9 protein-coding genes are annotated in these 12,337 nt (G+C 69.8%); 3 read left to right on the plus strand and 6 right to left on the minus strand.

What is annotated here, in order from left to right:
• Nucleotides 1-19: 19 nt before the first annotated feature.
• From ACFU95_RS06010 to ACFU95_RS06025, 4 genes are all read right to left on the minus strand, one after another.
• Nucleotides 20-2,149, minus strand: a complete 2,130-nt coding sequence (locus ACFU95_RS06010; RefSeq protein WP_383822370.1) for a 3-hydroxyacyl-CoA dehydrogenase NAD-binding domain-containing protein — start codon at nucleotides 2,147-2,149, stop codon at nucleotides 20-22.
• Nucleotides 2,146-3,366, minus strand: a complete 1,221-nt coding sequence (locus tag ACFU95_RS06015; RefSeq protein WP_383822372.1) for a thiolase family protein — start codon at nucleotides 3,364-3,366, stop codon at nucleotides 2,146-2,148. The genes ACFU95_RS06010 and ACFU95_RS06015 overlap by 4 nt, the downstream gene beginning before the upstream one ends.
• A gap of 125 nt (nucleotides 3,367-3,491) precedes the next feature.
• The gene (locus tag ACFU95_RS06020; protein ID WP_383822374.1) at nucleotides 3,492-4,541 is read right to left on the minus strand and encodes a LacI family DNA-binding transcriptional regulator; all 1,050 of its coding nucleotides are present in this window, start codon (nucleotides 4,539-4,541) and stop codon (nucleotides 3,492-3,494) included.
• Nucleotides 4,538-6,958, minus strand: coding sequence for a glycoside hydrolase family 2 protein (locus ACFU95_RS06025; RefSeq protein ID WP_383822377.1), 2,421 nt, complete (start codon nucleotides 6,956-6,958; stop codon nucleotides 4,538-4,540). Before ACFU95_RS06025 ends, ACFU95_RS06020 begins: the two co-directional genes overlap by 4 nt.
• A gap of 150 nt (nucleotides 6,959-7,108) precedes the next feature.
• Between ACFU95_RS06025 and ACFU95_RS06030 the strand changes: the two genes are divergently transcribed.
• Genes ACFU95_RS06030 through ACFU95_RS06040 form a run of 3 tightly spaced genes read left to right on the plus strand, consistent with a single transcriptional unit; the run spans nucleotide 7,109 to nucleotide 10,199 of the window.
• On the plus strand, nucleotides 7,109-8,419 hold the full coding sequence (locus ACFU95_RS06030; RefSeq protein ID WP_383822379.1) for an ABC transporter substrate-binding protein: 1,311 nt from the start codon (nucleotides 7,109-7,111) through the stop codon (nucleotides 8,417-8,419).
• Nucleotides 8,419-9,372: a carbohydrate ABC transporter permease gene (locus ACFU95_RS06035; protein WP_383822382.1), complete on the plus strand. Its 954-nt coding sequence runs from the start codon at nucleotides 8,419-8,421 to the stop codon at nucleotides 9,370-9,372. The genes ACFU95_RS06030 and ACFU95_RS06035 overlap by 1 nt, the downstream gene beginning before the upstream one ends.
• The gene (locus ACFU95_RS06040; protein WP_383822384.1) at nucleotides 9,369-10,199 is read left to right on the plus strand and encodes a carbohydrate ABC transporter permease; all 831 of its coding nucleotides are present in this window, start codon (nucleotides 9,369-9,371) and stop codon (nucleotides 10,197-10,199) included. Before ACFU95_RS06035 ends, ACFU95_RS06040 begins: the two co-directional genes overlap by 4 nt.
• Before the next feature lie 29 nt (nucleotides 10,200-10,228).
• Here the strand turns inward: ACFU95_RS06040 and ACFU95_RS06045 are convergent, their stop codons facing one another.
• Nucleotides 10,229-11,518: an HRDC domain-containing protein gene (locus ACFU95_RS06045; protein ID WP_383822386.1), complete on the minus strand. Its 1,290-nt coding sequence runs from the start codon at nucleotides 11,516-11,518 to the stop codon at nucleotides 10,229-10,231.
• Nucleotides 11,519-11,783: 265 nt separating this feature from the next.
• A complete protein-coding gene (locus tag ACFU95_RS06050; RefSeq protein ID WP_383822388.1) occupies nucleotides 11,784-12,305 on the minus strand; it encodes a hypothetical protein in 522 nt (173 codons plus the stop codon).
• Between the last annotated feature and the right edge of the window lie 32 nt (nucleotides 12,306-12,337).

Below are 12,337 nucleotides of genomic sequence, written 5' to 3' on the forward strand. Positions count from 1 at the left end.
GGCGCTCACAGCGGAGCGCTTACGCCGGGACCGAAGCCACGCCCGGCGCCAGGAACTTCTTGCCGTTCACGCGCTCGGAGACACCCTCGCGGTCCAGGTACGGCGTGATGCCGCCCAGGTGGAAGGGCCAGCCGGCGCCCGTGATCAGGCAGAGGTCGATGTCCTGGGCCTCGGCGACGACGCCCTCGTCGAGCATGAGCCCGATCTCCTGCGCCACCGCGTCGAGGACGCGGTCACGGACCTGCTCCTCGGTCAGGACGGAGTCGCCCTGCTGCAGCAGCGCGGCGACCTCCGGGTCCAGCTCCGGCTTGCCACTGTCGTAGACGTAGAAGCCGCGCTTGCCCGCCTTGACGACGGCCGCGAGGTTCGGGGAGACCGTGAAGCGGTCCGGGAAGGCCCGGTTGAGGGTCTCCGAGACGTGCAGACCGATCGCCGGACCGACCAGCTCCAGCAGGACCAGCGGGGACATCGGCAGGCCCAGGGGCTCCACCGCCTTCTCCGCGACCTCGACCGAGGTGCCCTCGTCGATGACGTTCTGGATCTCGCCCATGAAGCGGGTGAGGATGCGGTTCACGACGAACGCCGGGGCGTCCTTGGTGAGGACCGCGGTCTTCTTCAGCTTCTTGGCGACGGCGAAGGCCGTGGCCAGCGACGCGTCGTCCGTCTTCTCGCCGCGGACGATCTCCAGCAGCGGGAGGATCGCGACCGGGTTGAAGAAGTGGAAGCCCACGACCCGCTCGGGGTTCTTCAGCTTCGACGCCATCTCCGAGACGGAGAGGGAGGAGGTGTTGGTGGCGAAGATGGCGTGCGCCGGGGCGACCGCCTCGACCTCCGCGAACACCTGCTGCTTGACGCCGATCTCCTCGAAGACGGCCTCAATGACGAAGTCGGCGTCCGCGAAGCCCTCGGCCTTGTCCAGGACACCGCTCACCAGCGCCTTGAGGCGGTTGGCCTTGTCCTGGTTGATACGGCCCTTGCCGAGCAGCTTCTCGATCTCGGCGTGGACGTAGCCCACACCCTTGTCGACACGCTCCTGGTCGATGTCGGTCAGCACGACCGGCACCTCCAGGCGGCGCAGGAAGAGCAGCGCCAGCTGCGAGGCCATCAGGCCCGCGCCGACCACGCCGACCTTGGTGACCGGACGCGCCAGCGACTTGTCCGGCGCACCGGCCGGGCGCTTGCCGCGCTTCTGCACCAGGTTGAAGGCGTAGATGCCGGAGCGCAGTTCGCCACCCATGATCAGGTCGGCGAGGGCCTTGTCCTCGGCGTCGTAGCCCTGCTGGAGGTCGCCGTTCTTGGCGGCGGCGATGATGTCGAGGGCGCGGTAGGCGGCCGGAGCGGCCCCGTGCACCTTGCTGTCCGCGATGAAGCGGCCCTTGGCGACGGCCTGGTCCCAGGCCTCACCGCGGTCGATGACCGGGCGCTCGACCTCGACATCGCCCTTCAGCACCTGGGCGGTCCAGAGCAGCGACTGCTCCAGGAAGTCGGCGCCCTCGAAGATGGCGTCCGCGATGCCCAGCTCGAAGACCTGCTGGCCCTTGAGCTGCTTGTTCTGGTTGAGGCTGTTCTCGATGATCACCGAGACGGCCTTGTCGGCACCGATCAGGTTCGGCAGGATCGTGCAGCCGCCCCAGCCGGGGACCAGGCCGAGGAACACCTCCGGGAGCGAGAAGGCCGGGAGGGCCTTCGAGACGGTCCGGTACGCGCAGTGCAGACCGACCTCGACGCCACCGCCCATCGCGGCACCGTTGTAGTACGCGAAGGTCGGGACCGCGATACCGGCGAGGCGCTTGAAGACCTCGTGGCCGCCCTTGCCGATGGCGAGCGCGTCCTTGTGCTCCTTCAGCAGCTCGACGCCCTTGAGGTCGGCGCCGACCGCGAAGATGAACGGCTTGCCGGTGATGCCGACACCGACGATGTCACCGGCGGCGGCCTCGGCCTCGACCTGGTCGATGGCGGTGTCGAGGTTCGCCAGCGACTGAGGGCCGAAGGTGGTCGGCTTGGTGTGGTCGAAGCCGTTGTCCAGCGTGATGAGCGCGAAGCGCCCGGCGCCGTACGGCAGGTCGAGGTGACGTACGTGCGCGGATGTCACGACCTCGTCCGGGAACAGCTCGGCCGCGCCCTTCAGGAGCTCAGCGGTGGTGCTCACTTGTTGCCTCCGTCGAAGTGCGGGTTCTCCCAGATGACCGTCGCGCCCATGCCGAAGCCGACGCACATGGTGGTCAGGCCGTAGCGGACGTTCGGCTGCTCCTCGAACTGGCGGGCCAGCTGCGTCATCAGCCGGACGCCGGAGGAGGCCAGCGGGTGGCCGTACGCGATGGCGCCGCCGTACTGGTTGACGCGGGCGTCGTCGTCGGCGATGCCGTAGTGCTCCAGGAAGGCGAGGACCTGGACCGCGAAGGCCTCGTTGATCTCGAAGAGGTTGATGTCCTCGATGGACAGGCCCGCCTTGGCGAGGGCCTTCTCGGTGGCCGGGATCGGGCCGTAGCCCATGACCTCCGGCTCGACGCCCGCGAAGGCGTAGGAGACGAGGCGCATCTTGACCGGCAGGTTGTTCTCGCGGGCGAAGTCCTCGCTCGCGATGATCGAGGCGGTGGCGCCGTCGTTCAGACCGGCCGCGTTGCCGGCGGTGACCCGGCCGTGGACGCGGAACGGCGTCTTGAGACCGGCGAGGCTCTCCAGGGTGGTGCCGGGACGCATCGGCTCGTCGGCGGTGACCAGGCCCCAGCCGGTCTCACCGGCCTCCGCGTTCGTGCGGCGCACCGAGATCGGCACCAGGTCCTGCTGGATCTTGCCGTTGGCGTACGCCTTGGCGGCCTTCTCCTGCGAACGCACCGCGTACTCGTCGGCGCGCTGCTTGGTGATCGTCGGGTAACGGTCGTGCAGGTTCTCCGCGGTCATGCCCATGAACAGGGCGGACTCGTCGACCAGCTTCTCGCTGACGAAGCGCGGGTTCGGGTCCACGCCCTCGCCCATCGGGTGGCGGCCCATGTGCTCGACACCACCGGCGATGACGGCGTTGTAGGCACCGAAGGCGATCGAACCGGCGACGGACGTCACGGCGGTCAGCGCGCCGGCGCACATGCGGTCGATCGAGTAGCCGGGGACCGACTGGGGGAGACCGGCGAGGATGCCCGCGGTACGGCCGAGGGTCAGGCCCTGGTCGCCGATCTGCGTGGTCGCGGCGATGGCGACCTCGTCGATCTGCTTCGGGTCGAGACCGGGGTTGCGGCGCAGCAGCTCCCGGATCGCCTTCACGACAAGGTCGTCGGCGCGGGTCTCGTGGTAGATACCCTTCGGGCCCGCCTTGCCGAACGGGGTGCGGACGCCGTCGACGAAGACGACGTCCCTGACGGTACGAGGCACGATGGCTCTCCTCCAGAGGTGCGGGATCTGCACTGCTGCGCTGCGCGAGCGCTGAGCGCGCGCTCAGGCTCATGCTACTTGTGGGTAACGTAGCTGCACAGCCCTGACGGCGGGAGCGGCGAAGGTCACACCGGCAAGGGCGCTCCGGGCGGGGCCGTCGACCCCCGGGGAGTCAGCACCGGAGTGGGCACCGGATGCGACCCCGCCCCATCTCCCAGGATCACCCCGAACAGGGTCCGGGCCACCTCCGCCCCGAACCCGTGCACGTCATGACTCATCGCCGACAGCGTCGGATGCGTCAGCCGGCACAGCTGCGAGTCGTCCCACGCCAGCAGCGACACGTCCTCCGGCACCCGCAGCCCCATCTCGGCCGCGACCGACAACCCCGCCACCGCCATGATGTCGTTGTCGTACACGATCGCCGTCGGCCGGTCCGCCCCGGACGCGGTGAGCAGGGACCGGGTCGCCCGCGCCCCCGCGTCGCCCGAGAAATCCGTCGCCACCTGCCACGCCCCGGCCAGCGCCAGCGCCCTCGCCGCCTCGTCGAACGCGGCCGTACGGATGGACGTGTGCCCGAGGGCCGCCGCACCGCCCACCCGCGCGATCCGCCGGTGCCCCAGCGCGGCCAGATACCGCACGGCCTCCGTCACGGCGGTGGCGTCGTCGGTCCACACCGAGGTCAGCCCGCCCGTCAGTGACGGGTGCCCGACCGCGACGACCGGCATCCCGAGCCGCTCGGCCATCGCCACGCGCGGGTCGTCCGCGCGGAAGTCGACCAGGATCGACCCGCCGATCTGCCGACCCCGCCACCACGACTCCTGGAGCCCGCTCTCCTCCTCCACGGTCCGCACGAGCCGCAGCAGCAGCGAGCAGGAGTGCTCGGTCAGGACGCTCTCCACGCCCGAGACGAACTCCATGTAGAAGGGTTCGAGGCCCAGCAGCCGGGCCGGCCGGCAGATCGCGAGCCCCACCACGTCCACCCGCGACCCGGCCAGCGTCCGCGCCGTGAGGTTGGGCGCCCAGCCAAGCTCCCGCGCGGCCCGGAAGATCCGGTCCCGGGTCGCCTCCGACAGCCCCGGCTTGTGGTTGAAGGCGAGCGACACCGCGCCCTTGGACACACCGGCGCGGGCGGCGACGTCCTTGATGGTGACGCGGGGGATCGGCGTTGCCGTCATCGGCTGGGCTCCATGCAGTACAGGGCCGATCGTGCGGCCTCGGCGTCAGGAGTCTCCCAGCCGCGCACCCCGATGGTCACCTCTTCGCCCGGCAACAGCGTGACGAGCCCCCGGTCGGCCACCGCGTCCGGATCCAGCCGGTCGGCCTGGAGGAGCAGATCCCGTACGAGAGTGCGGGCCGTCACCGAGATCCCGCCCGGCACCAGGGCGATGTCGAACTCCGGTCGGGGATACGGCACTTCGCGGTCGGGGACGGGGAAGCGCACGGCCCTCAGCCCAGCCACGTCCGCGACCAGGAACTCCTTCGGCCCGGCCGGCTCGAGCTCCCTCGGCACACCCACCCGGGCCACCGCCCGCCCTCCGGCGGCGAACCCGACGCTCACCTCGCCGAGCACCGCCCCCTCGACGGCCATCCGCCGCAGCCGCACCGCCCCGCTCCACTCCCGCGCCGCCTGATTGACGACGGCCGCCTCCAGCCCCCGCCCCCGCTCCTGAAGCGTCAGCAACCGATCCGCGTACAGCCGCCGCAGCTCGTGGTACAGCGGCTTCTCCCGTCCGTCCCCGTCGATCGCCGCCCAGGACGTCACCGGCCAGCAGTCGTTGAGCTGCCACACGACCGTGCCCGCGCACACCGGCCAGTGCGACCGCCAGTGCTCGATCCCGGCCGCGACGGCCCGCGCCTGGTTGACCTGGGTGAGGTAGTGCCAGCGGTCGAAGTCCGCCTCGAAGCCCTTCTCGAAGTCCCCCTCGGGAACGGCGAAATGCCGCTCGAGGCCGCGCCTGAGCTTCCCGTTCCCGTCGTCCGCCTTCTGGTGGTGCAGCATGCCGGGGGAGTCCGGCGCGAGCTCCTCGCCCGGCAGCGCACGCCGCAGGGTGGCGTACGCGGGCGGCGCCTGCCAGCCGAACTCGGCCACGAAACGCGGCACGCTCAGCCGGTAGTCGGCGTAGTCCTCCCGGTTCCACACCTCCCAGGAGTGATGCGTGCCGTGCGCGGGGTCGTTCGGGTGGTGGTCCCACGAACCGGACCAGGGGCTGCCCGCCGTGTACGGCCGCGTCGGGTCCAACTCGGCCACCACACGCGGCAGTACGCCCAGGTAGTACCCCTCGCCCCAGGACTCCCCGGCCAGCCGCGGCTCCCACTCCCAGTCCCGGAACCCCCACAGGTTCTCGTTGTTGCCGTTCCACAGCACGAGCGAGGGATGCGGCATCAGGCGTACGACGTTCTCCCGCGCCTCGGCCTCCACCTCCCCGCGCAGCGGCTGCTCCTCCGGATAGGCCGCGCACGCGAACGGGAAGTCCTGCCAGACCAGCAGCCCCAGCTCGTCGCAGGCGTCGTAGAAGTCCTCGCTCTCGTAGATCCCGCCACCCCAGATCCGTACCAGGTCGACGCCCGCGTCGGCCGCCTGCTCCAGCCGCCTCCGGTACCGCTCGCGGGTCACCCGGGACGGGAACACGTCGTCCGGGATCCAGTTCACGCCTCGCGCGAAGAGCCGTTCGCCGTTGACGACGAGGGTGAAGCCGGTGCCGTGCGCGTCGGGCCGGCGGTCCAGCTCGACGGTCCGGAAGCCGATCCGCCGACGCCACACGTCGAGCACGTCATCGCCGTGCAGCAGCCTCAACTCGACGTCGTACAAGGGCTGTTCGCCGTATCCGCGCGGCCACCACAGATCCACGTCCGGCACGGTCAGCCGTACGACCCCGCCCGATCCCTCGATCCCGGCCCGCGCCCGCACCCCGCCGACCGTCGCCTCGACGTCGAGCGGTGCCTCGACCCGGGTCCGCTCGACGTCGACCACCAACTCGACCTGCCCGGTGCCCTCTTCGACCCGCACCAGGGGCCGCACGCGCGCGATCCGGGCCGTCGACCACTGCTCGATCCGCACCGGCCGCCAGATCCCGGCCGTCACCAGGGTCGGGCCCCAGTCCCAGCCGAAGGAGCAGGCCATCTTGCGGAGGTACTGGTAGGGCTCGGCATAGGCGGCGGGCCGTTCGCCCAGCTTGCCGCGCACCGCCTCGGCCTCGGCGTACGCCGAGGCGAAACGCACCGCGAGCCGCCCGCTCATCCCCGTCACGTCGAAGCGGTACGAGCGGTGCATGTTCCGTACCCGGCCCAGGAGCCGGCCGTCGAGGAGGACCTCGGCGACGGTGTCGAGCCCGTCGAAGACGAGGTCGGTCTGCTCGTGCTGGTCATGGTGTTCGTGCGCCGGGTGCGCGGGCGTCCCTGTCAGGTCCGCCTCATAGGTCCAGTCCCGCCGCCCCACCCACGCCACCTCGGCCTCGGCACGCCCGAGAAAGGGATCCGGGATCGCCTCCGCCGCCAGCAGATCCGTGTGTACACAGCCCGGCACGGTGGCGGGGAGCGCGGCCCCCTCGTGCCGCAGGATCCATCCGTCGGTGAGCGGTGTGGCCTGAAGCATGCGCTCTCCTAAACCGATCCATCCCAGCGCTGAGACAGATTTTGGCATCGTTGGCGAGATACGGACTTTACCGGTTAAGAAAACGTTGTCAGAGTTCGGAACCAGCCATCCCGCACGTGCTCGTCCGTCCCCAGAACGGAGCTGACGCACATGAACCGCCGTACAGTCCTCGCCATCACCACGGGTGCCCTGCTCCTCGCGGCGTGCACCGGCACCGGAGGAAGCTCGAAAGGCGCGGAGGCGAAGGCGCCTGACGACCCGTCGGAGGTGAGCGGCACCATCACCGTCCTCACCCACCGCACCGACCTGGTGCAGGACGGGACGATGAAGAAGTACGCCGCCGAGTTCAACAAGACGTATCCCGAGGTGAAGGTCGAGTTCGACGCCATCACCGCCTACGAGGGCGAAGTCAAGATCCGTATGAACACGGAGAACTACGGCGACGTCCTCATGATCCCCACCGTGATCGAGAAGAAGGACTACCCCAGGTTCTTCGCCTCACTGGGCAGTCAGGCCGAGCGGAGCAAGGAGTACCGCTTCACCGACTACACCACCGTGGACGGCAAGGTCTACGGCCAGAGCCCGCTGGGCGCGGTCCCGGGCTTCATCTACAACAAGAGGGTCTGGCAGGAGGCCGGGATCACCGACTGGCCCACGACGCCGGCCGCCTTCCTCGACGACCTGAAGGCGATCAGGTCGAAGACCGACGCGATCCCGTACTACACCAACTTCAAGGACATGTGGCCACTCACCCAGTGGACGCAGGTCAACGGCTCAGTCAGCTGCGACGACCAGGCCACCACCCGGCTCGCCGAGGGCGACCCGTGGGCCGAGGGCGCCGACGTACGCACCGCCGACACACTGCTCTACGACATCGTCCACGAGGGGCTCGCCGAGAAGGACCCGACGACCACCAACTGGGAGGCGTCCAAGCCCCGGATCGCGAAGGGCGAGATCGCCACGATGTGGCTCGGCTCCTGGGCGGTCATCCAGATGCAGGCCGCGGCGAAGCAGGCCGGCGCCGACCCCGACGACATCGGGTTCATGCCCTTCCCCGCCCAGAAGGACGGCACCTTCTGCGCGACGGCGCAGCCCGACTACAACCAGGCCGTCAACATCCACTCCGAGCACAAGGAGGCGGCCCGCGCCTGGCTCGACTGGTTCACCGACAAGTCCGGCTACGCGGCGGACAACCTCGCGCTGTCCCCGCTCAGGTCCGCCCCGCTGCCCACGGTCATGAAGCCGTACGAGGAGGCGGGGGTGAAGATCCTCGATCTCGACGACACCAAGGGCGCCGAGGTGAAGTCCATCGACAACCAGTCCGAGGTCGGCATCTACAAGCCCGACTACCGCCAGGACCTCGTCGACCTCGCACGCGGCGCCACCAAGGGCGACCTGGACGACTTCCTGGACGACCTCGGCAGGAAGTGGACCGAGACCCAGCAGTCCCTGGGGTCCTGATGACGGACACGACCGAGAAGGCGGCCGTCAGAACCACCGCGGGGGCGGCCCACACCGCCCCCGGACCGGCCCCCGCCCCGCGCCCGGCACGTCTGTGGCGCGGGGCCACCCCGTGGCTCTTCCTGCTCGCCCCGCTCGCCCTGCTGATCGTCTTCACCTACGCGCCGATCGCCAACATGGTCGCGTACAGCTTCACCGACTGGGACGGCGTCAGCCCCGAGCTGCAGTACACGGGCACCGAGAACTACGCCGAACTCTTCACCCGCGCCGACCTGTTCGAGGTCTTCTGGGTCAGCGGCTACTACCTGGCCGCCTCCGTCTTCCAGATCGTCGCAGCCCTCTACTTCGCGACGATCCTGAGCTTCAACGTCCGCTTCCGGAACTTCTTCAAGGGCGTGCTGTTCTTCCCGTATCTGATCAACGGGGTCGCGATCGGCTTCGTCTTCCTCTACTTCTTCCAGGACGGCGGCACCCTCGACTCCGTCCTCGGCCTCGTCGGTGTGGAGACGGACCGCGCCTGGCTCGGCACACCGGAGTCGGCGAACACCTCCCTCGCCGCCGTCTCCGTCTGGCGCTACCTGGGCCTGAACTTCGTCCTCTTCCTCGGCGCGATCCAGTCGATCCCCGGGGAGCTGTACGAGGCGGCCGAACTGGACGGCGCGAACCGCTGGCACCAGTTCCGCCACATCATCGCGCCGGGCATCAAGCCGGTCCTGTCCCTGACGGTGATCCTCTCGGTCTCCGGCTCGCTCTCGGTCTTCGAGATCCCGTACATCATGACCGGCGGTGCGACCGGCACCGAGACCTTCGTGATCCAGACCGTGAAGCTGGCCTTCCAGTTCAACAAGACGGGGCTCGCCTCGGCGGCCGCGGTCGTGCTGCTGCTCATCGTCCTGGCCGTGACCTGGGTGCAGCGGCGCCTCGTCCCCGACGACAAGGTGGACCTCGTATGACGCGCGGCGCGGTGGCTCGCACGCTGGTGTACCTGTCCCTGATCGCCGCGACGCTGGTGGTCCTGCTGCCCTTGGCCGCCGTCGTCCTGACGTCTCTGAAGTCCGAGAAGGAGATGGCGGGCGACAGCGGAGCGCTGGCCCTGCCCGACAACCTGCTGAACTTCGGCAACTACGCGACGGCGTTCCAGGACGGCCACATGCTCGCGGCCTTCGCCAACACGGCGGTCATCCTGGTCTTCGCCATCGGCGGCACGGTCCTCATCGGCTCGATGACGGCGTATGCGATCGACCGCTTCACGTTCCGCTTCAAGAAGCTGGTCGTGGCCCTGTTCCTGGTCGCCGCCCTGGTCCCCGGCGTCACGACCCAGGTGGCGACCTTCCAGATCGTCAACAGCTTCGGGCTGTTCGACAGCCTCTGGGCGCCGATCGTCCTCTACATGGGCACGGACATCGTCTCGATCTACATCTTCCTCCAGTTCGTCCGCTCGATCCCGACGTCCCTGGACGAGGCGGCCCGCCTGGACGGCGCCAATGCCTTCACGATCTACCGCAGGATCATCTTCCCCCTGCTGAGGCCGGCGATCGCCACGGTGGTGATCGTCAAGGGCATCACCACCTACAACGACTTCTACATCCCGTTCCTCTACATGCCCTCGGAAGATCTTGGCGTGATCTCGACGTCCCTGTTCCGCTTCAAGGGCCCGTTCGGCGCGCACTGGGAAACGATCTCGGCAGGAGCGGTCCTGGTGATCCTGCCGACCCTGATCGTCTTCCTGCTCCTGCAACGTTTCATCTACAACGGCTTCATGAAGGGCGCGACCAGGTGAGCCCGTGGTCGCCGTACGAGAGGACTCTCCTACGGCGACTCGGCGGACAGGGCCGCGACCAGAACCGGCGTGACCTGCTCGACCTGCCAGGGCCGCGCCCCGTATCCGGCCAACGCCTCCGCGACCGCCTCGGCGTCGACCGCCTTCGGCGGCTCCCAGCAGACCCGCCGCACGGTGTCCGGAGTGATCAGGTTCTCCTGCGGCATGTTGAGCTGCTCGGCCAACGCCGAAACCGCGGCACGAGCCGCGGAGAGCCGGGCCGCGGCGGCGGGATCCTTGTCGGCCCAGGCCCGCGGCGGCGGAGGCCCCGTCACCGCCTGCCCCGGCGCGGGCAACTGCGACTCGCTCATGGCCTTCGCGCGGTCCACGGCAGCCTGCCACTGCTCCAGCTGCCGCCTCCCCATCCGGTGCCCGAACCCGTTGAGCGCGGCCAGGGCATGGACGTTCGCCGGCAGGGCGAGCGAGGCCTCCACGATCGCCGCGTCGGACAGCACCTTGCCCGGCGACACATCCCGCTTCTGAGCGACCCGGTCCCGCGTCTGCCACAGCTCCCGCACCACGCCCAGCTGCCGCCGCCGCCGCACCTTGTGCATCCCGGACGTACGCCGCCACGGATCCTTGCGCGGCTCGGCGGGCGGCGCGGCCGCGATCGCGTCGAACTCCTGCTGCGCCCACTCCAGCTTTCCCTGCCGGTCCAGCTCCTTCTCCAGCGCGTCGCGGAGATCGACGAGGAGCTCGACGTCCAGCGCCGCGTACCGCAGCCAGGGCTCGGGCAGCGGCCGGGTCGACCAGTCGACGGCCGAGTGGCCCTTCTCCAGGACGAACCCGAGCACGCCCTCGACCATCGCGCCGAGGCCGACCCTCGGGAATCCGGCGAGCCGCCCCGCCAGCTCGGTGTCGAACAGCCGGCTCGGCGTCATGCCTATCTCGCGCAGACAGGGCAGATCCTGGGTGGCCGCGTGCAGCACCCACTCCACGCCGGAGAGGACCTCGCCGAGGGCCGACAGATCAGGGCAGGCGACGGGATCGATCAGTGCCGATCCCGCGCCTTCGCGGCGCAGCTGCACCAGATAGGCACGCTGGCCGTAGCGGTAGCCGGACGCGCGTTCGGCGTCGACGGCGACGGGGCCGGAGCCTGCGGAGAAGGCGGTGATCACCTTGGCGAGCGCCACCTCGTCGGCGATCACCGGCGGAATGCCCTCGCGGGGCTCCAGCAAAGGGATCGGCGCCTCCGTAACAGAAGATCCGCCGTCGTCCGGAGGGGCGCCTCCGGTGGTTCGCAGTGAAGTGTCTGCTGCGGTCTCTTGGGCGTCGGTCACATGTCAAGGATATCTGTATGGGCGAGCGTCTGACCTGCGCGTTCTGGACACGTTGGCGCTGACCTGCGGAAACACGTCTCGTCGTTTCTCACGGCTCACCGTTGCTTCTCGGCCACGCGTGCCCTCGACCTGCCCGGCAATCGCCGGAATCCTCCGAAAGCGGCCCATCACCACCCCGCAGAAGGGGATGGCGACGCGGTGCGCCGGCCGACCGGAGCACGGGGCCCGCCCGCCCCCGGCGACGTCACCGGGGGCGGGCGGGAACCTAGCCCTCCGGGGTGGCGGTCGCCGGGCGGAGGGCGGAGACGAAGGTCTGGAAGTCCTCGAGGACGTCCTGGAGCTGGCTCGTCCTCGCCGTCAGCGCGATCTCGATCTCCGCGCGTTCGGTACGCCGCTGCTCGTTCTCCAGCACCAGGATGAACTGGCTCTGCGCGAGCTCCATCGGCTGCCCGTTGACGGTGGCCTGGATGCGCAGGTTCTGCACGATCCCCGGTGCGTCGATGAGGCCCGGCGCAGGCGAGGTGCCCACCTCGGTGCGCTTGACGATCTCGACGGCGCCGACGTTCTCGCGCAGCCGCCGCACCGACTCCTCGGCGAGGCCGTGCAGGCTCGACGAGCCGTCGAGAGTGTGGCCGGTGACGGTGATGTTCGGCATGAAGCCCTGGCCCCGGGAGGCCATGTGCAGGGCGACGAAGGCGGCGTGCGGGGCGCCGACCTCGTCCGGGGGCGCCGACTGCCAGCCCTGCGGGAGCTCGATTTCGAGCGGCACCGGAAGTGTGCCCGGCATGGTGGATCAACTCCTTGCGGTACGTGTTCCGA

Source organism: Streptomyces sp. NPDC057623, from assembly GCF_042800355.1.
Lineage (GTDB): Bacteria > Actinomycetota > Actinomycetes > Streptomycetales > Streptomycetaceae > Streptomyces.

Bases quoted from the DNA above. Each gene is read 5' to 3' on its own strand.
- ACFU95_RS06020 (WP_383822374.1), bottom strand. From the start codon at position 4,541: ATGACGGCAACGCCGATCCCCCGCGTCACCATCAAGGACGTCGCCGCC.
- ACFU95_RS06025 (WP_383822377.1), bottom strand. From the start codon at position 6,958: ATGCTTCAGGCCACACCGCTCACCGACGGATGGATCCTGCGGCACGAG.
- ACFU95_RS06030 (WP_383822379.1), top strand. From the start codon at position 7,109: ATGAACCGCCGTACAGTCCTCGCCATCACCACGGGTGCCCTGCTCCTC.
- ACFU95_RS06035 (WP_383822382.1), top strand. From the start codon at position 8,419: ATGACGGACACGACCGAGAAGGCGGCCGTCAGAACCACCGCGGGGGCG.
- ACFU95_RS06040 (WP_383822384.1), top strand. From the start codon at position 9,369: ATGACGCGCGGCGCGGTGGCTCGCACGCTGGTGTACCTGTCCCTGATC.
- ACFU95_RS06050 (WP_383822388.1), bottom strand. From the start codon at position 12,305: ATGCCGGGCACACTTCCGGTGCCGCTCGAAATCGAGCTCCCGCAGGGC.